This is a genomic window from Pandoraea bronchicola, assembly GCF_902459805.1.
Classification (GTDB): Bacteria; Pseudomonadota; Gammaproteobacteria; order Burkholderiales; family Burkholderiaceae; genus Pandoraea; species Pandoraea bronchicola.
In genome coordinates, this window is the sequence record NZ_CABPST010000003.1 from 395,556 (window position 1) to 418,693 (window position 23,138).

At 62.7% G+C, this 23,138-nt stretch carries 19 protein-coding genes and 1 other RNA gene; 15 read left to right on the top strand and 5 right to left on the bottom strand.

Annotation, left to right across the window (positions count from 1 at the left end):
* Positions 1-2: 2 nt before the first annotated feature.
* Positions 3-893: an aspartyl/asparaginyl beta-hydroxylase domain-containing protein gene (locus PBR20603_RS09410; RefSeq protein WP_246174495.1), complete on the bottom strand. Its 891-nt coding sequence runs from the start codon at positions 891-893 to the stop codon at positions 3-5.
* Between the two features lie 434 nt (positions 894-1,327).
* Here PBR20603_RS09410 and PBR20603_RS09415 point away from each other — a divergent pair, with 434 nt between their 5' ends.
* From PBR20603_RS09415 to PBR20603_RS09435, 5 genes are all read left to right on the top strand, one after another.
* Positions 1,328-3,187 (top strand): extracellular solute-binding protein, encoded by a 1,860-nt coding sequence (locus PBR20603_RS09415; protein ID WP_217425951.1) that lies wholly within the window; start codon positions 1,328-1,330, stop codon positions 3,185-3,187.
* 44 nt (positions 3,188-3,231) lie between these two features.
* Complete coding sequence (locus PBR20603_RS09420; protein WP_150559263.1) at positions 3,232-4,284, top strand: microcin C ABC transporter permease YejB; 1,053 nt, start codon at positions 3,232-3,234, stop codon at positions 4,282-4,284.
* Positions 4,238-5,392, top strand: a complete 1,155-nt coding sequence (locus PBR20603_RS09425; protein WP_174977856.1) for an ABC transporter permease — start codon at positions 4,238-4,240, stop codon at positions 5,390-5,392. The genes PBR20603_RS09420 and PBR20603_RS09425 overlap by 47 nt, the downstream gene beginning before the upstream one ends.
* Complete coding sequence (locus PBR20603_RS09430; RefSeq protein WP_150559265.1) at positions 5,389-6,984, top strand: ABC transporter ATP-binding protein; 1,596 nt, start codon at positions 5,389-5,391, stop codon at positions 6,982-6,984. Before PBR20603_RS09425 ends, PBR20603_RS09430 begins: the two co-directional genes overlap by 4 nt.
* Positions 6,985-7,295: 311 nt before the next feature.
* A complete protein-coding gene (locus PBR20603_RS09435; protein WP_150559266.1) occupies positions 7,296-7,991 on the top strand; it encodes a C40 family peptidase in 696 nt (231 codons plus the stop codon).
* Positions 7,992-8,178: 187 nt separating this feature from the next.
* Here PBR20603_RS09435 and PBR20603_RS09440 read toward each other — a convergent pair whose 3' ends face one another.
* Positions 8,179-9,225, bottom strand: a complete 1,047-nt coding sequence (locus tag PBR20603_RS09440; RefSeq protein WP_425495798.1) for a patatin-like phospholipase family protein — start codon at positions 9,223-9,225, stop codon at positions 8,179-8,181.
* A 498-nt stretch (positions 9,226-9,723) separates the two neighbouring features.
* On the opposite strand from PBR20603_RS09440, the gene PBR20603_RS09445 reads away from it, so the two are divergent.
* Positions 9,724-10,779, top strand: a complete 1,056-nt coding sequence (locus PBR20603_RS09445; RefSeq protein ID WP_150559267.1) for an extracellular solute-binding protein — start codon at positions 9,724-9,726, stop codon at positions 10,777-10,779.
* Positions 10,780-10,927: 148 nt separating this feature from the next.
* Here the strand turns inward: PBR20603_RS09445 and PBR20603_RS09450 are convergent, their stop codons facing one another.
* From PBR20603_RS09450 to trxA, 3 genes are all read right to left on the bottom strand, one after another.
* On the bottom strand, positions 10,928-11,941 hold the full coding sequence (locus PBR20603_RS09450; protein WP_150559268.1) for a tetratricopeptide repeat protein: 1,014 nt from the start codon (positions 11,939-11,941) through the stop codon (positions 10,928-10,930).
* 234 nt (positions 11,942-12,175) lie between these two features.
* Positions 12,176-13,438 carry a transcription termination factor Rho gene (gene rho, locus PBR20603_RS09455; protein ID WP_150559269.1) on the bottom strand — a complete coding sequence of 421 codons (1,263 nt, stop codon included), beginning with the start codon at positions 13,436-13,438 and terminating at the stop codon, positions 12,176-12,178.
* A gap of 190 nt (positions 13,439-13,628) precedes the next feature.
* Positions 13,629-13,955 carry a thioredoxin TrxA gene (gene trxA, locus PBR20603_RS09460; RefSeq protein ID WP_010807316.1) on the bottom strand — a complete coding sequence of 109 codons (327 nt, stop codon included), beginning with the start codon at positions 13,953-13,955 and terminating at the stop codon, positions 13,629-13,631.
* A 291-nt stretch (positions 13,956-14,246) separates the two neighbouring features.
* On the opposite strand from trxA, the gene ffs reads away from it, so the two are divergent.
* The 9 genes from ffs (at position 14,247) to PBR20603_RS09505 (ending at position 23,095) form a co-directional block, all read left to right on the top strand.
* Positions 14,247-14,345, top strand: an RNA gene (gene ffs / locus PBR20603_RS09465) — signal recognition particle sRNA small type.
* 302 nt (positions 14,346-14,647) lie between these two features.
* On the top strand, positions 14,648-16,552 hold the full coding sequence (gene dnaX / locus PBR20603_RS09470; protein WP_150559270.1) for a DNA polymerase III subunit gamma/tau: 1,905 nt from the start codon (positions 14,648-14,650) through the stop codon (positions 16,550-16,552).
* Between the two features lie 102 nt (positions 16,553-16,654).
* Positions 16,655-16,981, top strand: a complete 327-nt coding sequence (locus PBR20603_RS09475) for a YbaB/EbfC family nucleoid-associated protein (RefSeq protein WP_010807314.1) — start codon at positions 16,655-16,657, stop codon at positions 16,979-16,981.
* A 34-nt stretch (positions 16,982-17,015) separates the two neighbouring features.
* Positions 17,016-17,612 carry a recombination mediator RecR gene (gene recR / locus PBR20603_RS09480; protein ID WP_039374661.1) on the top strand — a complete coding sequence of 199 codons (597 nt, stop codon included), beginning with the start codon at positions 17,016-17,018 and terminating at the stop codon, positions 17,610-17,612.
* 251 nt (positions 17,613-17,863) lie between these two features.
* Positions 17,864-19,222 carry a sigma-54 dependent transcriptional regulator gene (locus PBR20603_RS09485; RefSeq protein WP_150559271.1) on the top strand — a complete coding sequence of 453 codons (1,359 nt, stop codon included), beginning with the start codon at positions 17,864-17,866 and terminating at the stop codon, positions 19,220-19,222.
* A 740-nt stretch (positions 19,223-19,962) separates the two neighbouring features.
* Complete coding sequence (locus PBR20603_RS09490) at positions 19,963-20,520, top strand: hypothetical protein (RefSeq protein ID WP_150559272.1); 558 nt, start codon at positions 19,963-19,965, stop codon at positions 20,518-20,520.
* A gap of 5 nt (positions 20,521-20,525) precedes the next feature.
* Positions 20,526-21,038: a hypothetical protein gene (locus PBR20603_RS09495; protein WP_150559273.1), complete on the top strand. Its 513-nt coding sequence runs from the start codon at positions 20,526-20,528 to the stop codon at positions 21,036-21,038.
* Complete coding sequence (locus tag PBR20603_RS09500; RefSeq protein ID WP_246174496.1) at positions 21,035-21,685, top strand: hypothetical protein; 651 nt, start codon at positions 21,035-21,037, stop codon at positions 21,683-21,685. The genes PBR20603_RS09495 and PBR20603_RS09500 overlap by 4 nt, the downstream gene beginning before the upstream one ends.
* Positions 21,686-21,715: 30 nt before the next feature.
* Complete coding sequence (locus PBR20603_RS09505; RefSeq protein ID WP_150559274.1) at positions 21,716-23,095, top strand: hypothetical protein; 1,380 nt, start codon at positions 21,716-21,718, stop codon at positions 23,093-23,095.
* Positions 23,096-23,138: the final 43 nt, after the last annotated feature.

Here is a 23,138-nt window from a genome sequence, read left to right on the forward strand (position 1 = left end):
CCTTAGCCGTGCGCGCGTTCGTCGGTCACGGCTTCCCCGCGATGCGGGTCTGCGTGCCTGGCGTGGGCCGCCGTGCTGGCCTCAGGCGCGTTGGCCGCGGGCGTGTCATTGGGGTGCTGCGTCGACGCTTGCGGCGCGGCGTAGTAGTCGCGCTCCCACTTCTCGTGATTGGCCTTGGCCTGCTGCAACTCCGGGGTGAGCGGAGCGAAGGCGAGCAGCAACTTGTTAAGCCACGACACGGGCGCCTTGCACGGACGCTCGAAGTCGACGAACAACACTACACGGGTCTCGTCGGTATCGTTATGCACCTGATGCGGATACGCGTCGTCGAAGATCACGGCGCGATTCGCCTGCCAGACGTATCGCTGGCCGTTGACTTCGATCCAGCAATGCTCGCGCTGGCGCGGCACCTTCAATGCGAGGTGCAGACGCAGCACGCCGTTGTAAGGTCCGCGATGCATCGGGATCTGCTTGCCGGGCGAGAGGATGGAGAAGAACGCTGTGCGCAGCCCCGGAATGCCTTCAAGGGCTGCGGCCGTTGCCGGACAGCGCGCGAGATTGCGCTCGGCGCGCATGCCGTAGCCGAGAAAGACGAAGGTCTGCCACTGATGATCCTGCGTGATGGTGGCGACGTCGGGCGAGATCTCGTGAAACGCGGGAAGACGTCCGGGGTTGGCGAGAACGGCTTCGAGTTCCTTGGCAATGGCCGGTGCTTGCGCTTCGATCGCTTCGACCCAGGGGAACAGGGCGTTATCGAAGATGGGCTTGTCGCCGACCAGCGAGCCGCGAGCAATGCGACGTTGCGCGGCTTCGACACACTGAAAGAAAAATTTGGCAAGCCAGCGGGGAAGAGTACGGTTGGGGTTCTGCACGGGCGATCGTGTAGCACTCAACGTCGGCCTCCAGGGCGGAAATGAGGGAACCGGGCCGGCGGGCATGTGTCTTTCAGTGCGGTGAACGCCGGGCTTTTGGGTACAATTGTCGCGCGGTCCGGGCATGCCGCCAAGCCTCATGCGGGAAACGTGCGTGACGGTGCGGTTACGAGACGTTACCAGATGTCGCGGCACAGCGAAGGGGGAGGGGGCCGGATGCGTCTGGCCCAGGCAGGGCTGGCGCTCGCGCCGACCAATACAGGAGACGCATGAAAGCGCGCACAACACGGCATCCATACACAACCCGGGGCTCGCTCCGTGGCTTCGTGTCTTCTCTGGCATCCCTGATGTCGCGCGCTGGTTCCACTGCGTCATCGTTCGCTGATTCGTTGGCGCGTGCCGGCCGTGCGGGTGAATTTCGCCGGTCTCTGTTCCGGGGGCTGACGGTCGTACCCATGCTCGCGGCTGGCCTGTGGCTGGTGCCGCCGGCGCATGCCAAGTACGCCATCGCGCAATACGGTGAGCCGAAATACCCGCAGGGGTTTACGCACTTCGACTACGTCAATCCCAATGCGCCCCGCGGCGGCACGCTGACGCTGGCGAACCCGGACCGTCGTACCAGCTTCGACAAGTTCAATCCGTTCACGCTGCGCGGCACGTCGCCGCCGGGGGTGCTCGGTCTCATGTTCGAGACGCTGGGCATTGGCAGTGCCGACGAGCCGGCGACCGTCTACGGCCTGCTCGCCGACGACATCGCTGTGGCTGCCGATGGCGCCTCGGTGACATTCCACCTCAATCCGGCGGCACGCTTCAACAACGGCGATCCGGTGACGGCGCAGGACGTCAAGTATTCGTTCGACACGTTGATGAGTCCGCAGGCAGCACCCGGCTTCAAGGTAATGCTCGCCGACGTGAAGGGCGTGACCGTGCTCGACAACCGTCGTGTGCGCTTCGATTTTCGTCGCGTGAGCCCAGACTTGCCGCTGCTCGTGGCCACGGTGCCGGTGTTCTCGCCCAAGTGGGGGGCAGGCGCAGACGGCAAGCGCAAGGCGTTCGATGCGCTGACGTTCGAGACACCCGTGGCCAGCGGTCCGTACCTGATCGAGTCGTACGACGGCGGCCGGCGTATTACCTTCCGGCGCGATCCGAAATACTGGGGGCGCGATCTGCCGGTGCGGCGCGGGACGTATAACTTCGAGCGCATCGTCTACAAGCTGTACTCCGACGACATCGTGCGGCTCGAAGGCTTCAAGGCGGGCGAGTTCGACGCGATCACCGAGTATCGCGCGCGAAGCTGGGTGCGCAGTTACGTGGGCAAGCGCTTTCGCGACGGCGATCTGATCAAGCGCGAATTCGCGCACCACAACGCAGCAGGCATGCAGGGCTTCATTCTGAATACACGGCGCGACATGTTCCGCGATGTGCGGGTGCGCCGTGCTCTGGATCTGGCGCTCGACTACCAGTGGCTCAATCGGCAACTGTTCTATAACCAGTACCAGCGCATCTACAGCTACTTCACCAACAGCGACCTCGAGGCACGTGACATGCCGAGCGAGGCGGAGTTGAAGCTGCTCGAGCCGTTGCGCAAGAAGCTCGATCCGGCCGTGTTCGGGCCGATGGTCGTGCAGCCGACGACGACCCCGCCCGCGAGTCTGCGCGAGAACCTGCGCGAGGCGCGCGCGCTGCTGGCGCAGGCAGGCTGGACCTATCGCGATGGCGCGTTGCGTAACGCGAAGGGGGAGCCGTTCGTGTTCGAATTCCTCGACGATGGCGGCTCGATGGGGCCGGTCGCCTCGGCTTACGCGCGCAACCTCGCAAAGCTCGGTATCACGCTGAACTTCCGCACGAGCGACTTCGCCCTGTATCAGAAACGTATCGAGACGTTCGACTTCGACATGATTTCGCTGCGCTATCCCGATGCTCAGATCCCGGGCACGGAATTGATCGACCGCTTCGGCAGTCAGTCGGCCAACGTGGAAGGCTCGGACAACGTCATCGGCCTGAAGGACCCGGCCGTCGACGCGCTCATGGCTTCTCTCGTGCGTGCGCATACCTATGAGGATCTCGTGGCCGCCGCGCGTGCGCTCGACCGGGTGCTGATGCACGGCTACTACATCGTGCCGCACTGGTTTTCGTCGACGCATCGCATGGCATACAAGCACTATCTGCACTTCCCGGACCAATTGCCGCAGTACTACACCGCGGAAGGCTGGCTCGTGTCGACGTGGTGGGATTCCCGTGTGGCACAGGGCAAGGCGGCAACGCCTGACGCGCCTGCGTCTGCGGCATCCTCTGCGTCTGCCGCGTCCCGATAGATTCTTCCTGAGCGTCAGGTACCGACAGGAGCTGTCCCCCAACCATGTGGTCCTACATACTCAAACGACTGCTGATCATGATTCCGACGTTGCTCGGCGTGATCACGCTCACTTTCGTCGTCATCCAGTTCGTGCCCGGTGGCCCCGTCGAGCAGGTGATGCTCGAACTCAAAGGCCGCAGTGGCGGTGAGGCGAGCGGCGGGGGAGGCGGGAGCGACTATCGCGGGCGGCGCGGCATCGATGCGCAGCAACTCGCGCAGATCAAGGCGCTCTACGGCTTCGACAAGACACCGGCAGAGCGCTACTGGCTGATGCTCAAACGCTTCGCGAAATTCGACCTTGGCGAGAGTTACTTCCGGCACCAGAGCGTGTGGTCGCTGATCGTTTCGAAGTTGCCGGTGTCGATTTCTCTCGGGCTGTGGACGTTTTTTCTCACCTATCTGATATCGGTGCCACTGGGTATCGCCAAGGCGGTGCGCAACGGGTCCCGATTCGACACGCTCACGAGTCTGGTCGTGCTCGTCGGCTATGCCATTCCCGGCTTCGTGCTCGGCGTGTTGTTGCTTGTGCTCTTCGGCGGCGGCACGTTCTGGCAGTTGTTCCCGTTGCGCGAACTCGTCTCCGATAACTGGAGCGAGTTGTCGTGGCCGGCAAAGATCACCGATTATCTGTGGCACATCACGCTGCCGGTGACGGCGTCGGTCGTCGGCAGTTTCGCGGTGATCACCATGCTGACGAAGAACGCCTTCCTCGACGAAATTCGCCGGCAGTATGTGCTGACCGCGCGTGCCAAAGGGCTGTCGGAGCGCAAGGTCCTCTTCAAGCATGTCTTCCGCAATGCATTGATCCCGCTGATTACCGGCTTTCCAGCGGCCTTCATCGGCGCGTTTTTTGCCGGAAGCCTGCTGATCGAGACACTGTTCTCGCTCGACGGCCTTGGCCGCCTGTCGTACGAATCGGTGCAGCGCCGCGACTATCCGGTCGTGCTCGGCTCGCTCTATCTGTTCACGCTCATTGGCCTGCTGACCAAGCTCATCTCCGACCTGTGCTATGTGCTGGTCGACCCGCGCATTCAATTCGATCGACTGGAGCACTGACGTGACCCGATCCGCCACGCCATCGCCACGCCCGTCGTCGTTCGCCTCGTCGCCCGCGCTATCGCCTTCCCCTCGGTGGCGCGTGTGGCGGCGCTTTCGCAGCCATCGAATGGGCTACTGGAGCCTCATCGCATTCGTCGTGCTGTTCGGCGTCAGCCTGTTCGCCGAAGTGATTGCCAATGACAAACCGTGGGTCGTTCGCTACGAGGGGCACTGGTACTTCCCGCTCGTGAAGACGTATCCCGAGTCGACCTTTGGGGGCGACTTCCCGACGCCGACCGATTACCTTGATCCGTTCATCGAAGACCGCATCCGCGCGGGCGACAACTTCGCGATCTATCCGCCGGTGCGCTACAGCTACGACACCATCAACTATTTTGCGAAGGTGCCCAATCCGGCACCGCCGTCGTCGGAGAACTGGCTGGGCACGGACGACCGCGGGCGCGATGTCTTCTCGCGCCTGCTTTACGGGTTCCGGCTGTCGGTGATTTTCGCGCTGGCGCTGACCGTCTCGGGCACATTGCTGGGCGTGCTGGCAGGTGCCGTGCAGGGCTTCTACGGCGGACGTATCGACCTGACGTTGCAGCGCCTGATCGAAATCTGGGGATCGCTGCCCGAGCTGTATCTGCTCATCATCTTTGCGTCGATCTTCGAGCCGCATCTGTGGCTGCTCTTCGTGCTGCTCTCGCTGTTCGGCTGGATCGGATTGTCGGACTATGTGCGTGCGGAGTTTCTGCGCAATCGTCAGCTCGATTACGTTCGCGCGGCACGGGCGATGGGCCTGTCGAACTGGCAGATCATCCGGCGTCACGTGTTGCCCAACAGCATGACGCCCGTCATCACGTTCCTGCCGTTTCGCATGAGCGGGGCGATTCTCGCGCTCACGAGTCTCGACTTCCTCGGGCTCGGCGTGCCGCCGCCCACGCCGAGCCTTGGCGAGTTGCTCAATCAAGGCAAGGCAAATCTCGACGCGTGGTGGATTTCGCTCGCGACCTTCGTTGTGCTGGTGCTGACGCTTTTGTTGCTCACGTTCATGGGAGACGCCTTGCGCAATGCGCTCGACACGCGTGTCGCGGACAAGCAGGCTGCGGCCGGGGGGGCGATGTGAGCGCGCCGCTTCTCAGTATCGAAAACCTGTCGGTGCGCTTCGGCGACACCGATGCCGTGAAGGACATCAGCCTCGCCATCGGGCGTGGCGAGCGTGTCGCGCTGGTCGGTGAGTCGGGCTCGGGCAAGAGCGTGACGGCGCTGGCGATTCTGCGCCTGTTGCAGGATGCGCAGACGCAAGGGCGCATCGTGCTCGATGGTGTGGATCTGGCGTCCCTGAGCGAGCGCGCCATGCGCGGGGTGCGCGGTAACGACGTCGCGATGATCTTTCAAGAGCCGATGACCGCGCTCAATCCGCTGTATCCGATTGGTGAGCAGATTGCCGAGGCGCTCGAGCTGCACGAGGGGCTTTCGTCGAGAGACGCCAAGGCACGCGCGGTGGAACTGCTGCGCCGCACCGGCATTCCCGAACCGGAGCGCCGCGTGTCGCACTTCCCGCATGAATTGTCGGGCGGGCAACGCCAGCGCGCCATGATCGCCATGGCGCTCGCTTGCCATCCCAAGTTGCTGCTGGCGGACGAGCCGACCACGGCGCTCGATGTCACGATTCGTGCACAGATCATCGAGCTGCTGCTCGAGTTGCAGCGCGACGCCGCCGAGAAGCGCGGCATGGCGGTGCTGCTCATCACGCACGATCTGAATCTGGTGCGGCGGTTCGCGCAACGCGTCGCGGTCATGGAGAAGGGCGTGCTCGTGGAGTGCGCCGATACCGAAACGCTCTTTGCGAATCCGCAGCACCCGTACACAAGGAAGCTCATCGAGAGTCGTCCGCAGCGCGAGATCCATCCGGTGTTGCCGATTGCGCCAGTGCTGCTTGAGGCGCGTGGCGTCGCGGTGGACTATTCGACGGCGCAGCCCGGCGTGCGCGGCTGGTTCCGGCGCGGTCGGTTCCGGGCGGTGCATCCGGTCGATCTGGCGTTGCGTCAGGGCGAGACGCTCGGCGTGGTGGGCGAGTCAGGTTCCGGCAAGTCGACACTCGCGATGGCGTTGCTCGGGCTTCAGCGCACGAGCGCCGGGCAGATCGAGTTTCAGGGCGAACCGCTCTCGGCCTATCGCGGCGCCGCGCAGCGCACGTTGCGCTCACGCATGCAGATCGTGTTCCAGGACCCGTTCGGCTCGCTGTCGCCACGTATGACCGTCGAGGAGATTGTCGGCGAGGGCCTTGCGCTGCATCGTCCGCAGCAGACGGCGCAGGAGCGGCGCGCGCGCGTAGCAGGCGTGTTGCGCGAAGTGGGGATCGATGCGCGCGCCATGTCGCGCTATCCGCATGAGTTTTCGGGCGGTCAACGGCAACGCATTGCGATTGCGCGTGCGCTCGTCGTCGATCCGCAAATTCTCGTGCTCGACGAACCGACCAGTGCGCTCGACGTCTCGATCCAGCAGCAGGTGCTCCATCTGCTCGCGCAGTTGCAGATCAAATACAACCTGAGCTACCTCTTCATCAGTCACGATCTTGCGGTCATGCGGGCGATGGCACACCGTGTGCTGGTGTTCAAGGACGGGCATCTGGTGGAGCAGGGAGATACGGAATCGGTATTTTTTGAGCCGCAAAACGATTACACCCGGGAACTGGTTGCGGCGGCCATGTTATAGGCCCATGACATGACAGTGAAACGTCACATAACGTCGCGGAACGTCGGCTAAATCACAAAGTCTTGATTGTTAATGAAAATTTTCTGATTGTGCTGATTGTTTTTTTCTATTACCTTTTGACATCATGTGACGTTCACATTACTATCGCGTACCAATAAAGTTGAATATTCAACGAGTTAACAGGTCAGTTCAGACGACAAGTCCGGTGGTGGGTCTAGCCGGGCGTAACTCGATGACGTTCGACACGGCAGCATCCTGTTGCACCTGACGAGCTACTCATCGGCCATCCGACACACTCAACCCGGCGACCAATGCAGACGACGACACCTTCGCGCACCCGCAAGACTCTCCTTCTCGCGTTCACTGCCGCAGGCCTCGTCACCGCCTCGTTGACGGCGAAGGCTGACGATTACAACAATGGCCCGAGCGCCGCTGCCCGCGCAGCCGCCGCTGCCATTCAGGCCAGCAACGCTTCCCAGAATACGGCGACCAGCGTCGCCGATGCCCCGCAAGCGGCTGTCGAAGAGTCGCGCGTGCAACGTGCGCAGAAGCTGCTCTCGAACGTGACCGACAAGGCATCGGACGTCGTACTCGGTGCTTTGAACTATATCGGCGTGCGCTACAAGTACGGCGGCAACACGCCTGACAGCGGGCTGGATTGCAGCGGCTTCGTGCGTTATGTGTTCCAGGACACGCTCAATTTCATGCTGCCGCGCCGTTCGGAAGAAATGAGCCAGGTGGGCGAGCGCATTGCCAAGACCGACCTGAAGCCGGGCGATCTGGTGTTCTTCAACACCATGCGCCGCAGCTTCTCGCACGTCGGTATCTATATTGGCGGTGACAAGTTCGTGCATGCGCCGGCCACGGGCGGCAAGATCCGCGTGGAAGACCTTCGCGAGTCGTACTGGTCGGCCCGTTACAACGGCGCCCGCCGTGTCGAAACGCTCAAGGCCAGTGCTGAACTCACGCGCGTCGAGCAGCTCTTCAAGAACGACCATCCGATGTAAGCCCCGGTGTCCGCTAAGTCGGCGAGCATCGACGCCAAATAAAATGCCGCCCATTGGGCGGCATTTCTTTTTGGTGCATCCGGTGGGGGGGGCTCGCAGGCGGGGTCTGATGTCCCGCCTGGGGCCGTTGCGTGTGACAGGCCCCCCGGGGGAGGGTGAGGGGGGGGCTGGCGGCGGCTGGCGGCCCTCAGCGTGCTGCCTGAGGCATGCCGCGAGTCGCGTCCGTCTGGGCTTCGGCCAGCTTGCGCTGGATCTCCGGCCACAGCTTCGCCACCGCTTCCTCACCCGCCAGAATGGCGCGGTTGCGGCCCTGGAAGTCGGAGGCAGCCATCTTTGCCAATGACGGGCGAATCACGATGTCCGCGTTCTTCTCCAGCTCGTACTGCTTGATCGACTGTCCCATGATGGTGAATGTCTGCATCAGGATGTCGAACTGGCCCTGCGTTGCCTGTGCCGTCGGATTGGCCGAGATGTCGACCGCGATCACGAAGTCGGCGCCCATCTGGCGAGCATATTCGGCCGGCACCGGGGCGACCAGTCCGCCGTCGACATAGTCGCGCGTGCCTATGTGCACGGGTTCGAACACACCCGGCACGCTGCTCGATGCCCGCACCGCCTGACCGGTATTGCCGCGACGGAACAAGATCGGCGCGCCGCTCTGCAGATCGGTAGCCACGATCCCCAACTGACGCGGCATCTGTTCGATCGGGCGATCCTTGAGAATCTTGTTGACGTATGACTGAAGCGCTTCGCCGCGCAGCATGCCGCGTGAGCGGAAAGGCATCGTCCAGTCGCTGATCGATGCTTCGTCCATCGTCGACGCCAACCGATTGAGCTGGAATCCGTTCAGGCCGGAGGCGTACATCGCGCCGACGACGCTGCCGGCGCTGGTGCCGACCACGATGTCAGCATGGATGCCGCGTGCTTCCAGCGCCTTGATCACACCCACATGGGCGAAGCCGCGAGCTGCGCCACCCCCCAGCGCCAGACCGATCTTCAGGGGCCGTACAACCTTGGGCGGCGCAATCGGCGTGACAGGTGCCGTCGGCGTCTGAGCGACCGGCGATGTGGGGTTGGTCGGTGTGGCGGGCGCATTACCCTGCGAGTCGACCGGCGGCGCACTGGCGCACCCGGCCAGCACGGCGGCCATGGCAACGGCGCTCAGGGCCGTGCGCGGCGAGACGCCAGACCGGCGACGCACCGAAGTAACGGCAGGCAGAGGGGAAGGCGACATGGCGGGGGCACCGTCGGCGGTCGGCGAGACGGCGCGGCGCAGAATTCGAATCAACGACAACAAGAGAAACTCCGGCAAGGCAGGACTGACGCTCGCGGTGCCGTTGATCGTAGGGATGGACGGCTACCGGCGTGCGTCGACGCGCAATTTTACGGCGATTGGAGCGGTGCAGGCGCAAATCAGTTCACTTTTCGAGAGGGTCATCAATGTGCGGCCACCTGTTATGGAACCTTTCACGTCGTGGCCCGTCTTATCAGCCGCAACACGCGTAGTGCCTGCCCATCGATAGGTGCCGTAACGCCCAGCGGCACCCGCCGTGTCATCTCGCCGAACGGCGCCTCCTCTCGCGGCCCCGTCGCCGCAAATCCCGTACCCCATCACAATCCCCGCGCTCGATAGTGAATATCGCAATAAATGCGAATGGGAATCGTTTGCGTTGATGAGCATTTTTCATTATGCTGTTCCTCTCTACGAAACTACGACTGCGGGGAATGGCCCATGAAGGCGAAGACGATCGGCAAACTGGCGCGACTGACGGTGCTTGGCACCACGATGGCGGCGGCATTCGGCGCGCAAGCGGACACCAATGGCGTGCTGAACCTGTACTCGGCGCGTCACTATCAGACCGACGAACAGCTTTTCGGCACATTCACCAAGCAGACCGGCATCAAGATCAATCGGATCGAAGCGGACGATGCGGCATTGCTGGAGCGCCTGAGGAGCGAGGGGGCAAAGAGCCCGGCGGACGTCATCCTGATGGTCGACGCGGCACGCCTTGCGAAAGCTGACGAAGCGGGGCTGTTCCAGCCGACCAAGTCGGCCACGCTCGACGCGCGCATTCCCGCGAAGCTGCACGCCGCGAGCACCAAGGCGGGCACCGACTGGTACGGCTTTTCGACGCGTGCTCGCGTGATCGTCTACAACAAGGACAAGGTCGATCCGAAGACAGTGCAGACGTATGCATCGCTCGCCGAGCCGTCGCACAAGGGGCAAGTCTGTACGCGTTCGGGGTCGCATCCGTACATGCTCTCGCTGGTTGGCGCATTGATTGCCCGCGAAGGGGCTCAGGCGACGCAGAAATGGGCGGAGGGCATGGTGACGAACTTCGCTCGCGCGCCGCGTGGTGGCGACACCGACCAGATCAAGGCTGTGGCGACCGGGGAGTGCGGTGTGGCGTTGGCGAACTCTTACTACTACGTGCGCATGGCGCGCTCGGAAAAGCCGGAAGACAAGGCGCTGATGTCCAAGGTCGGCTTCATCTGGCCGGATCAGGCGGGTAAGGGCACCCATGTGAACGTCGCGGGGGCAGGCATTGCCAAGCACGCGCCGAACCGTGCCAATGCCGTGAAGTTCCTCGAATATCTGGCGAGCGACGAAGCGCAACAGTACTTCGCGAACGGCAACAACGAGTGGCCGGCCGTGCCGACGACCAAGGTGGATAACCCGGCGCTTGCCGCGCTCGGCGATTTCAAGGCGGAAGATGTGCCTATTGGCACCATCGCGAAGCGCCTGCCGGAAGCACAGCGCATTCTCGATCGCGCCGGCTACAAATAAAGGGATTGGCGGCTGCAGGGGACTCGCCCTGTCGTCGTTGGCGTTCATCACGTTATCAACCAAAAGGGCACCGGGAAAGCTCCGGTGCCCTTTTGGCGTTTACTGTGGCCGACGGCGTTATCGTTCGCCGTCTACCCGACCCATCTGCTTAGTCGGCCTCGTCCTCTTCGCCCGGTTGATACATGTGATAGTCGCCCGTAGCGTAGACACCCTTGTAAGGCGTGGGCGACTCGTCCTCATGATCGATCGGATGCGTCTCGGCGACGCGTAGCGATTCGCGCACCTGGGGCGGTTCGCATTCCGCAATCAGGCGCAGCGCCTCTGCTTCATCGTCGGCCACGACATCGTAAGTGGTGACGAACTCGGGCGCCGGACCATCTGGATCTTCGTCTTCCAGCGGCTCGTACCACTGGCCTTCCACGATCAGATGCATCGCGTGGGCCGTATCCGACTGTGCGTCGCGTGCGGCACGCAGCGCCCACAAGGCGGCGTCGCTCCACTTGTATAGCTGCACAGCCTCCAGGGCGGAGGCGAGCGCCTTGTCGTTCTCGCCCGACTGCTTGTAGGCGAGCGACAGCTCGGCGACGACATCGGCCATCGAGACGTTGCTGCCTTCGTCGTCGGGCTCGGGCTCGTGCTTGTGCAGCGACTCGTAGGTGGCGATGGCGGCTTTCGGCTCACCTTGCGCGTTGAACAGATGCATGCGCAGGGCAATGGCGTTTTCGATGAAGGCGCGGCCGGCCTGCGCCAGGTGCGGGCTCTCGAGCACGCGGTCGAGACGCGTCTGCGCTGATGCGATGTCGCCGTGGCGGGCAAGGGCGTTCGCGTGATTGAAGTCGACGATCACGAGGTCTTCATCCGGCGCGCAGTTGCTTGCTGCCTCGTAGGCCTCGATGGCCGCGGGGAAGCGTCCAAGGTCGGATCGGTAGTTGCCGAGCAGTTGCCAGAGCAGCCAGACGCCCGGTGCATGCGCGACGCCGGCTTCGAGCACGGCCACCGCCTGTTCCGTTTCGTCCATGTCGGCGTAGGCCATTGCCTGCACCTCATAGGCGCCCGAGTACTGCATCGACTCGAGCCGTTTGCCGATCTCCAGCGCCGATTCGGGATCACCGGCTTCGAGGTGGGCAAAGGCTTCCGCCATCAATTCGTCTTGCTCGGACATTGCAATTTCTCCTTCGGGAACGGCTTTGGGGGAAGGCGTGCCGGCGGCCAGCGCGCGGTACGGTCCCATCATATAACAGTCATCGTGACAGCCTGCACCGCAGCGGCGCAGGCACGCGGTGACGCTGAAAAGGGGGGCGTGAAGCAGGGCGGGGCGAGCGATGCTGACGACGCGCCGCAATGAAAAAGCCGCGACAGATGTCGCGGCTTTTGCTCTTGATGCGCAGGCGCGGAATCAGCCGCCGCGGCGCATCAGGTCGAAGAACTCGGCGTTGTTCTTCGTCTGCTTGATCTTGCCAAGCAGGAATTCCATCGCTTCGGCCTCGTCCATATCGTAGATGAGCTTGCGCAGCACCCAGATCTTTTGCAGGATTTCCGGCTTGATGAGCAGTTCTTCGCGACGCGTGCCCGATTTGTTCAGGTTGATCGCCGGATAGACGCGCTTTTCCGCGAGACGGCGCTCGAGGTGCACTTCCATGTTGCCGGTGCCCTTGAACTCTTCGTAGATCACGTCGTCCATGCGGCTGCCGGTCTCGATCAGTGCCGTGGCGATGATCGTGAGCGAGCCACCTTCTTCGACGTTACGCGCAGCCCCGAAGAAACGCTTCGGACGTTGCAGTGCGTTGGCGTCCACACCGCCGGTGAGCACCTTGCCCGAGGCCGGGATCACGGTGTTGTAGGCGCGTGCCAGACGCGTGATCGAGTCGAGCAGAATGATCACGTCCTGCTTCATTTCGATCAGGCGCTTGGCCTTCTCGATCACCATTTCAGCGACCTGCACGTGACGCGTGGCCGGTTCGTCGAACGTCGACGCGATCACTTCGCCTTTCACCGAACGCTGCATTTCGGTCACTTCTTCCGGGCGCTCGTCGATGAGCAGCACGAACAGCTTGGCTTCCGGGTGGTTGGTGGCAATCGCGTGAGCGATGTGTTGCAGCATCACGGTCTTGCCCGACTTCGGCGAGGCCACGAGCAGACCGCGCTGGCCTTTGCCGATCGGGGCAATCATGTCGATGATTCGGCCCGTCACGTTCTCTTCACCACGAATGTCGCGCTCGAGCAGCAGCGGCTTGTTCGGGTGCAGCGGCGTGAGGTTCTCGAACATGATCTTATGTTTCGAGGCCTCGGGCGGGTGGTCATTGACCTTGTCGACCTTCACCAGCGCGAAATAACGCTCGCCGTCCTTCGGCGTACGCACTTCCCCTTCGATCGTGTCGCCGGTATGCAGGTTGAAACGGCGGATCTGCGACGGGCTGATATAGATATCGTCCGTGCTGGCCAGATACGACGTCTCGGGCGAGCGCAGGAAACCGAAGCCATCCGGCAGCACCTCGAGCGTACCGTCGCCATAGATGGTTTCGCCGGTCTTTGCGCGCTTCTTCAGAATGGCGAACATCAGCTCCTGCTTGCGAAGGCGGTTGGCGTTCTCGATCTCGAGACCGTTCGCCATTTCAAGCAGTTCGGAGACGTGCTGGGACTTTAGTTCGGATAAATGCATACGGAGGTGCCGTCCACTGGACGACAAGTGAAGGATCAGGGAAAAAAGATGAGCGAACGCTCGAAGAACTTTGGGATGCTTTTCGTCGGATTATATAGCAAGCAGCGCGCGGCGCAAGCGCTGTCCCGTTTGGCGGGCGCCGGGGTGTCGCACAGTGACGACAAAGGCCCCGGCTGCCATCGGCCCGGGATTACAGATGCTGGTCGAGGAACGCAGTCAGTTGACCCTTGGCCAGGGCGCCGACCTTCTGGCCAGCGACGGCGCCGTTCTTGAACAGGATCAGCGTCGGGATGCCGCGAATGCCGAACTTGGCCGGGGTGGCCTGATTGTCATCGACGTTCATCTTGGCGATCTGCACCTTGTCGCCGTATTCCTTGGCCACGTCTTCCAGGATCGGGGCGATCATCTTGCACGGACCGCACCATTCCGCCCAGAAGTCGAGAAGGACCGGCTTGTCGGAATTCAAAACGTCCGCGTCGAAGCTGGCGTCGGAAATGTGCTTGATTTGTTCGCTCATGAGTATTGTTGCCTCGTCTGACTATTCGGAAACGTCTGGCGAAATCGATCCGATTTCACCGACGCCAGAGATGTCACCCAGCGTTGCCGGGCGTGCATTCTCCATATGGAGGCTGCAATCGCGTGCTTCAATAGCGTGCGCCAATGCAGTTTGTGCCCATCTTAGCGGAAATCGCAAACGCTTGCGCGCGGCGCCTCACGCGCCGCGACGCCGCTGGTGAGCGATCATCGGTGGCCATTTCGCGGAAATTGAGCTTCTGTTGACGCGTCGACTCTGGTAGAATTCTTTCCTGACGGGCCTCCTCGCATGGTGGCGCGGCCAATCTGGTCAGGTCGGGAACGAAGCAGCCACAGCCGTTTTCTACCAGTGCCGAGGGTCAGGCTCGTCACCTATCTCCTTGTTTTATCGATGTTCTCAGCGCGTTCTGCGCACCATTTCCTCCCGCTTGAACTCGCCATAGGCCGCCGCCATTCTGAATGGACATGACGCCGCTGCCGTTGTCTGCGGACGATCATTGGCGCTCGATACGATCGCTGTTTCACCGCGTGTCGCGTGGGTCGGATGGGCTTGGTAGAATCGCGCAACATTTTTTTCTATCGCGCCGATAGCCTGCCGGATCTGGCGGGCGGCAGACGCCTGATCGGGCGTTGACTTCGGTGCTGAAGCCCACCGCCGAACTGTTACAATTTGGCATGACCTATCAAGTACTCGCGCGCAAATGGCGCCCCAAAGGCTTCTCGACCCTGGTGGGCCAGGAGCATGTCGTGCGTGCGTTGACGCACGCGCTCGAGCAACAGCGTCTGCATCACGCCTATCTGTTCACCGGCACGCGCGGCGTTGGCAAGACCACGCTCTCGCGCATTCTGGCCAAGGCGCTCAATTGCGAGACGGGGATTACGGCGCAGCCGTGCGGAGTCTGCAAGGCATGCCGTGCCATCGATGAAGGGCGCTTCGTCGACTACGTCGAAATGGACGCGGCATCGAACCGTGGCGTCGACGAAATGACGTCGCTGCTCGAAAAGGCCGTCTATGCACCGGCAGATGCGCGCTTCAAGGTCTACATGATCGACGAGGTGCACATGCTGACGGGCCACGCATTCAACGCGATGCTCAAGACGCTGGAAGAGCCTCCCGCGCACGTCAAATTCATTCTGGCGACGACCGATCCGCAGAAGATTCCGGTCACCGTGCTGTCGCGCTGCCTGCAATTCAATCTGAAGCAGATGCCGGCCGGGCACATCGTGTCGCACCTCACGAACATCCTCGGCGAAGAGGGCATTGAGAGCGAACCGCAGGCGCTGCGTCTGCTCGCCAAGGCCGCGGGCGGCAGCATGCGCGACGCGTTGTCGCTCACCGACCAGGCCATCGCCTACGCGGCGGGGCCGTTGAGCGAGACGGCCGTGCGCGGCATGCTCGGCGCGATCGATCAGAGCGTATTGGTGCGTCTGCTCGATGCCCTTAAAGACGAGTCGCGCACGGATCTGCTGGCCGTTGCCGACGAAATGGCCGAGCGCAGCTTCTCGTTTGCCGCCGGATTGCAGGATCTCGGCAGCTTGCTGCACAAAATTGCACTGGCGCAATACGCTCCGCAGGCGGTCTCCGACGACTGGCCTGAAGCGGCCGATGTGCGGCGTCTGGCCGAGGCGTTGTCTCCCGAAGCCGTCCAGCTCTATTACCAGATCGCCACGCGAGCGCGCGGCGAACTCGGTCTTGCGCCTGACGAATACACCGGTTTTTCGATGGCGTTGCTGCGCATGGCGGCGTTCACACCGCTGCTCGCGGGCGGCACGCTCGCCGAGCCCCCCACGCCGCAGTCGGCCGGGGCCGCGCGCGCGGCCGCACCTGCCGCTGCGCCGTTGCGTGCACCGATGGCAGACCCGGCTCGCCCATCCGCGTCATCCGCCTCTGTCGCGCCGGCGGCGCAGCCCGAAGCCCGTCGTGCCCCGGCGGCCCGCAGTAGTGCCCCGACCGATGGCGCACCGATGTCGCCCGCCCGCGCCGCTCTCGCCGCGCTCAACGCGGGACGCAAGGGCACAGCAGGGCGCACGGGGGGCGGTGCCGCCAATGGGAATCGCGGTGGTACATCGCGTGCGTCTGACGATGCACCGGCCGGTGCCGATCCGGAGCCTGAGCCTGCTGCATCGGCAGCGTCCGCACCTGCACCTGCACCTGCTGCTTCGCCGCGAGCCTGCGTTTATCGTGAGGCCGATGGTGTCGCGCCGGTCTTTACCGGCGAATGGCCGGTATTGGCGGCTGAACTTCCGGCACGGGGCCTCGCCCAGCAACTGGCTTTCCAGAGCGAACTGACGGAAGTGGCAGGTCGCGCGTTGCATCTGCGGGTGCCGCTGCGTCAATTGGCCGATGCGGCGACGACCGACAAGCTGCGTCAGGTACTCACGGAGCACTTCGGCACCGACGTGCAATTGCAGGTGGAGCTGGGCCAAGTGGGCACCACGGCCGCTTCGCTGGCGGCAGAAGCCGCGGCCGCGCGTCAGCGGGCGGCGGAACAGGCGATTGCCAACGATCCGCTCGTACGCGAATTGATCGACGAATTCGACGCGCAGATCCTGCCAGGCAGCATTCGCCCGGTACAATAACCAAATTCGCTGTCGCGAAACGGCGCCGGGCTTTCGAATTTTTCCCCCAAACGCGCGTTACATACGCTGCATGCCCCTCATACGATTTACTCAGGAGTCAAGATGCTGAAAGGAAACATCGCGGGTCTGATGAAACAGGCTCAGCAAATGCAGGAAAACATGAAGAAGGCGCAGGAACAGCTGGCCCAGATCGAAGTCGAGGGTCAGTCGGGCGCCGGTCTGGTCAAGGTGGTGATGACGTGCAAGAACGACGTGCGTCGCGTGACCATCGATCCGAGCCTGCTGGCAGACGACAAGGATATGCTCGAAGACCTGGTGGCGGCTGCGTTCAACGACGCCGTGCGCAAGGCTGAAGCGACCGCGCAGGAGAAGATGGGTGGCCTGACCGCCGGTCTGCCGCTGCCGCCGGGCTTCAAGATGCCGTTCTGAGCATCGTTCGCCAGTATCGATAGAAAGACGACGCATGCCCCAGCTCTCGAGCCTGCAGGAACTCGTCGATGCCTTGCGCGCGTTGCCGGGCGTCGGGCCGAAGTCCGCACAACGCATCGCTTACCACCTGCTGCAACGCGACCGCAAAGGCGCGGTGCGGCTGGGAGAGGCGCTGGTGCATGCCTCCGAGCAGATTCGCCACTGCGCGCGCTGCAACACGTTTTCCGAAGTCGAGATCTGCGAGACGTGCCTGGATCCCGAGCGCGATACGAGCCTGTTATGCGTGGTGGAAACGCCTGCCGACCAGAACATGCTCGAGCAGACGATGACCTTCAAGGGACTGTATTTCGTGCTCATGGGCCATCTTTCGCCGCTCGACGGCGTGGGGCCGGGCGAGATACATTTCGAGCAGTTGATTCGCCGCGCCACTGACGGCGTGGTCAAGGAAGTGGTGCTGGCCACCAATTTCACCAACGAAGGCGAAGCCACCGCCCACTACCTCGGACAGATGCTCAAGGCTCGCGGTTTGCGCGTGAGCCGACTGGCGCGAGGCGTGCCGGTCGGTGGCGAACTGGAGTACGTGGACGCCGGCACCATCGCCCGTGCAGTCCTCGACAGACATACGCTCTGAGCATGACGCGGACGTGACGCCGTCCGTACTTGCGCGTAGGTACTGCTACCACTCATCCAATCGGATTAGCTGTTTTTCGCTATTTCTGGGCATATTCCTGTCTTCTAGACTAAACCTGCCGACTTGAGGACCCAACAGCAGGGGAACCACCATAACTCTCGAGCGGCGTGGGGCCGTTTAACCTGTTGTGCAGATCCGGTCAATGACCAAAATAACTGCACGCGGGCACTGCTTAGGCAGGGAGTTAAGGTATGGCTAACGATACCGGGCGCACCCTGATTTACGCCTCCCGAAAGCATAACGATGGTTTGCTTTCGTATCTGGGAGAGCAAGGCTGGCAAGTCGTGCCGGCCAAGAGCGCCAGCGACGTCGGTCGCATTCTGAATCCGGGGGTCACCAGCGCAGCACTCATCGATCTGGCGAGCGGTTATAGCGACCGCGAGATGGGCGCGTTCGAGTCCTGCATGCAACCGGCCACCGTCGGCTGGGTCGCAGCCACGAATCCCGAGCAACTCACGACAACCGCGATTCGTCGTCTGATTCGCGATTACTGCTTCGATTACGTCAACGTTCCGTGCACGAACGATCAGCTTGCGCATTCGATCGGTCACGCGTGGGGCATGGCGTCGCTCTCGGAGATACCGACCTTCACGCCGCAAGTTGGCGGCGATCAGGAGATGGTCGGGACGTGCGAGGCGATGCAGCAACTCTTCCGCACGATCCGCAAGGTCGCCAATACCGACGCTCCCGTGTTCATCTCGGGCGAGTCGGGCACGGGCAAGGAACTGACTGCGGTGGCAATCCACGAGCGCTCGTTGCGCGCGAAGGGGCCATTCGTGGCGATCAATTGCGGGGCGATTCCGCCGCACCTGATGCAGTCCGAACTATTCGGCTACGAGCGCGGCGCGTTCACCGGCGCGAATGCACGCAAGATCGGCCGGGTCGAGGCGGCTAACGGCGGCACGCTGTTGCTCGACGAAATCGGCGATCTGCCGTTCGAGAGCCAGGCGAGTCTGTTGCGTTTTCTGCAGCAGGGCGCTATCGAGCGTCTCGGCGGTCACGAGGTCATCCCGGTCAACGTGCGGATCATTTCTGCCACGCACGTCGATCTGGAAGCCGCCGTCAAGGAAGGCCGCTTCCGCATGGATCTCTACCACCGTCTGTGCGTGCTGCGCGTGGAAGAGCCGCCGCTTCGCGCGCGGGGGCAGGACATTGAGATTCTGGCGCACCATGTGCTGCAACGCTTCAAAGGCGACAACCATCGCAAGATTCGCGGCTTCACGCAGTGCGCTGTACAGGCGATGTACGAATATCACTGGCCGGGCAATGTGCGGGAACTGATCAACCGCGTGCGCCGTGCCATCGTCATGGCCGACAGCCGCACCATCTCGGCCAAGGATCTCGACTTGCTGCCGTGGGTACCCACGTTGGTACGCACGCTGGAGGAAATTCGCGCGGAGGCTGAACGAACGGCCATCGAGCAGGCATTGCTGCGCCACTGTCACCGGCTCACGGACGTGGCAGCAGAGTTGGGTATTTCACGCATTACCCTCTATCGGCTTATGTGCCGGTACGGGCTGCGTGGTGACGAATCGGGCGTGCCGGCCTGATATCTTCTGGCGAAGAGAGGGCGGCCGTCCTGTGAATAGCAGGGCGGTCGTTTCTTTTTGGGCTACTGAGCATCGCCATGTCGATGTGCCCGAAAATGCCTCGAATCGTCGACATTTTCCGCCTGTCCTCGTATTCCACGAATTCTGCCATCGCCAATAACGACGCGCGATTCGGCCGATTTCCGCCGCTTCTCAAGCGATCCCTTCCCATACGCATTGCGTTGTCTTGCACTCGAGAAAACGCGTTCCGAGACGTCACGCGTACCTGATCGCGATGAATCACCGGGGCGTCTTTCACAACGCCGTCACGAGGTGATGTTGGTGCCCTCGCCGTGCAGTGAAATCAGTACCAAGGGTTGTCCCGCGAACACATCAAAGATGAAACATCCCGGGTGCCGCACGCTGCCCGGTCGCGCACGATCCCATGTGACGACGCCGTGTCGCTTTACCGTAACCCCGCAATTTCGCCGCAAATCTGTCACGCGAAACCCTTGCCAACAGGGCCTCTTCGGCACGCGTCGCTGGTCACGCCGATATCGTTCGCAGTTCGGAATGTTTGCCGATCGCGCGAATTGGCCGACATCGGTGGGCTGACGCAGCCTACGTATCAATGCTGAAACGTTTTCGCACACATACCCACGGGGGCTGCCGGGTCGAGAAAATTATCGTCAATGTTTTCAATCACTTAAAGAAGGTGGCACGGAAGTCGCTTTATTGAGCCGGGCAAGGAGGGCTTAGCGATGCGAATTCTCACCACCGAAATGCAGTACCGGGTACGACAAAGCGCCAGCGCACTGAGCGCTGCCATCGTCGTGACGCTTGGGCTGTGTGCTGCTCCGGCGCAAGCACAGGATGTCTCGCGTTCGCCGCTCATGCACTTGGCGATGCTCACTGGCTCGATGGTGCCGACATCGTTTGGTGCGACGGCGCTGCCGGCCATGCCGATCTCCGACGCCGATGCTGTCATCGTGACGCCGGTCGCAGCACAGACGCCGGCGGACGAAGCACCGGCCGTTGCCAGCAGCGACGACTCGGGCAATGCCGCCGACAGCAAGCGCCTTGGCGATTCCGGCATGCCGCTCGCTGCAGCCCGTATCGATGATGAACAACTTGGGAGCCAACGCGGCCGCAATCTGCAAGGCGGCGCGATGGTCAAGTCACCCGGAATGGCACTCGCCAACGGCGTTACGTTGTGGGACGAACTGCCCGGCGCCGTGACGCCGACGCCGCGCCCGCAACAACTGTCGAATGGCGTGAACAACCTTCAGGTGACGCGTGTGACCTACACGACGCGGTGAACAAGATGACTCAATTCCCCATGACGCATGCCAGTAGTCTGCTCGCCACGATGATCGTGGCGCTGACTCCGGCGATGCTGCCCGGCCGCGCACATGCCGAACCGGCCACGCCGGGCGACATCGTGGTCGAGCGCAACATCGGCCCCGAGATCGCGTACCGCGGTCTGCCGCGCGTCGAAAACCCTATCGGTGTCTCGGTGCCTGCCTTCCCGACGGGGCCGTTCAATGCCGCCATGGGGGCTGTCAATCAGGTCACCGATGGTGAGCTGACGGGCCGCGGCAACGCCGGTCTCGTGACAGGAGCTGTGCAATCGGGCATCAACCCGGTGATGGGCGTGCTCGTGGGCAATGCCCGTGGCGGAAACGCGCTCAACACCTCCAATGGCGTCGGCGGCGGGTTCGGCGCCGGGGCGGGGGGCGGCGGTGGCATCGGCAGCATCGGCACGCTCGTGCCGTCGGTGATCAACTCGGCACTGGCGCCGCTCACCAGCATCGGTGCGGCAGGAGCAGCGAAATGAGCGCACATCGCGGGTTGCGTGGCGCACAGCGCACCCTTCCCCTGACGGTAGCGGCTCTGCTGGCGACGTTCGCCGGCGCGTCGGCAGCACAGGACATATGGATTGTGAACGGCGAACTGGCCGGCACGCACGCCACCATCGAGAACGGTGTGGCCGTGGGCGTAACCGGGGCGCTGGGTGTGAATCAGGCGGCGGGCGTGAACAACGCTCAGGCCAACAGCGCGGTGATTGCGAACGGCGGCGGGCTGACGGCCGGCGCGTCGAGCACCAATCAGCAAGCACTCGTGACGTCGACGACCGGCGCCGCCAGCGCCGCGATTCAAGGCAACGCATTTTCAGGCACCTCGGGGTTGACGCAAGTCAACCAGGCGAGCGGTGCCGGCAATCTTCAACGCAACGCGACCGTCATTGTGACTGGCGATGCGTCTGGAGTGGCGAGCGTATCGGATACGGCACTATCCGCTGCGATCTCCAAGGGTGGCCCGGCTGGGCGCAACAACCTCAACGATCAGTACCGCACGGCGTCGATTTCCGGTGACGCCTTCCGCGGTGCAAGCGGTGTGGTGCAAGTCAACCAGTCGGCTGGGATAGGCAATGTAACCGCAAATGTTTTTGTGCTCCGTCCCCCGGCGGGCACATCTTTTTAACTGGGTAACTCTCTCGTCAAGGAGATGGTCATGAAAACGAAAGCAATTGCAGCGGCTGCACTGCTGGTAGCAACGGGTAGCGCCATGGCGTCGCCCAATCACCAGCAATACAGCTTCTCGTTCATCGGCAACGAGACCAACGTTCTGAACCTGGTCGGTATTTTCGGTCTGGTCGGCATTCGCGGTTGCGTCACGGTGGATAACACCGGCAACGCTGTCGTGCAAAGCAATCAGAGCGTCGATGTACACGGCGTGAATCTGAAGGGCCCGCTGCTCGGTTCCTACACCACTGGCAAGGTGACGTACGGCGTTGATTCGAAGACCACCACGGTGTCGAACCAAGGCAGTGCTTACCTGATCGGCGGCTCGACGACCACGCACTTCGACAATTCCACGTCGTGGGTGAACGCCAGCGCGAATGGCCACCTGAACACGAGCCAATCGTTCCAGGCGGGTGCCGGTTATGTGGCAGGGCAGTCCAGCTCGGGTTCGGGCGGCTTCATCGCAGGCGGCGGGTATCAATACTCGAACATCGCCGGCGGTGGAGGCATCATCGGTGGCGGCTTTCTTCCGCTGCCGGGCGGCTTTGCACTGTATGGTGGTTACCTCGCAGGCAACTTCGGCGCGGGTCAGGGCTCAGCCTGGGGCGGTTATGCCTATGGGCAGCAATCGCAGCAGGCCGCTGGCTTCCTCGCAGGCGGCTTCCTGAACACGCAGAAGAGCTTCGATGCAGCGTTCCATGCCGTCCTGAACCACGGCAATGCATCGATCGAGAGCGATTCGATTGCTGCGGGCGCACTGTGGGGCTTCCAAGATACGTACATGAAGTCCACCACGTGGGAAAAGGGCGCGCTCACGCTTCACGTCAACACCTCGACGTTGCAGACGATGGGCGCAACGCTGGGCACCGGTGCGCTGGCTAACGCCAACGGCAACATCGGTGTGAACGTGGCAGCAGGTGCCGACAACGCGCAGGCCAACAACGTCGCGATCGCTTCGCTCAACGCTCAGCCGGTGTATGCCTCGGCTCAGGTGTTCGCGAATCAGTCGTCGAAGGGCTCGGCCAGCATCTCGCAGTTCTATGTCAACGCCAGCGTGGGTGATAACGCGCTCGCCGGTGCGACCGGGAACGTGGGTGTGAACGTGGCGTCGGGTGTCGGCAACGTGCAGCAAAACGGTCTGGCCGCCGCAGTCTCGCAAGGCGGAAGTGGCTGGTTCAAGGGCGGTGCAGCCAACTCGACGGCTCAAACCGACCAAACGGCAAGCATGAAGGCCTCGGGTGACTTCATCGCCAACGCTTCGCTGGGCAACGGCGCACTCGCCTGGGCTAGCGGCAACGTGGGTGTGAACGTGGCTTCGGGTATCGGCAACGTGCAGGCCAACAGCCTCGCCATCTCGGCAATCAAGTGATGTCGCTAACCGGTCCGGGAATTCCCGGACCGGTTTTTTCATG

Coding starts and splice junctions, on each gene's coding strand:
- PBR20603_RS09435 (WP_150559266.1), top strand. CDS start 7,296: ATGCAGACGACGACACCTTCGCGCACCCGCAAGACTCTCCTTCTCGCG.
- PBR20603_RS09505 (WP_150559274.1), top strand. CDS start 21,716: ATGAAAACGAAAGCAATTGCAGCGGCTGCACTGCTGGTAGCAACGGGT.
- PBR20603_RS09450 (WP_150559268.1), bottom strand. CDS start 11,941: ATGTCCGAGCAAGACGAATTGATGGCGGAAGCCTTTGCCCACCTCGAA.
- PBR20603_RS09420 (WP_150559263.1), top strand. CDS start 3,232: ATGTGGTCCTACATACTCAAACGACTGCTGATCATGATTCCGACGTTG.
- PBR20603_RS09445 (WP_150559267.1), top strand. CDS start 9,724: ATGAAGGCGAAGACGATCGGCAAACTGGCGCGACTGACGGTGCTTGGC.
- trxA (WP_010807316.1), bottom strand. CDS start 13,955: ATGAGCGAACAAATCAAGCACATTTCCGACGCCAGCTTCGACGCGGAC.
- PBR20603_RS09425 (WP_174977856.1), top strand. CDS start 4,238: ATGTGCTGGTCGACCCGCGCATTCAATTCGATCGACTGGAGCACTGAC.
- PBR20603_RS09485 (WP_150559271.1), top strand. CDS start 17,864: ATGGCTAACGATACCGGGCGCACCCTGATTTACGCCTCCCGAAAGCAT.
- PBR20603_RS09440 (WP_425495798.1), bottom strand. CDS start 9,225: ATGTCGCCTTCCCCTCTGCCTGCCGTTACTTCGGTGCGTCGCCGGTCT.
- rho (WP_150559269.1), bottom strand. CDS start 13,438: ATGCATTTATCCGAACTAAAGTCCCAGCACGTCTCCGAACTGCTTGAA.
- PBR20603_RS09490 (WP_150559272.1), top strand. CDS start 19,963: ATGCGAATTCTCACCACCGAAATGCAGTACCGGGTACGACAAAGCGCC.
- PBR20603_RS09475 (WP_010807314.1), top strand. CDS start 16,655: ATGCTGAAAGGAAACATCGCGGGTCTGATGAAACAGGCTCAGCAAATG.
- dnaX (WP_150559270.1), top strand. CDS start 14,648: ATGACCTATCAAGTACTCGCGCGCAAATGGCGCCCCAAAGGCTTCTCG.
- recR (WP_039374661.1), top strand. CDS start 17,016: ATGCCCCAGCTCTCGAGCCTGCAGGAACTCGTCGATGCCTTGCGCGCG.
- PBR20603_RS09495 (WP_150559273.1), top strand. CDS start 20,526: ATGACTCAATTCCCCATGACGCATGCCAGTAGTCTGCTCGCCACGATG.
- PBR20603_RS09415 (WP_217425951.1), top strand. CDS start 1,328: ATGCTCGCGGCTGGCCTGTGGCTGGTGCCGCCGGCGCATGCCAAGTAC.
- PBR20603_RS09500 (WP_246174496.1), top strand. CDS start 21,035: ATGAGCGCACATCGCGGGTTGCGTGGCGCACAGCGCACCCTTCCCCTG.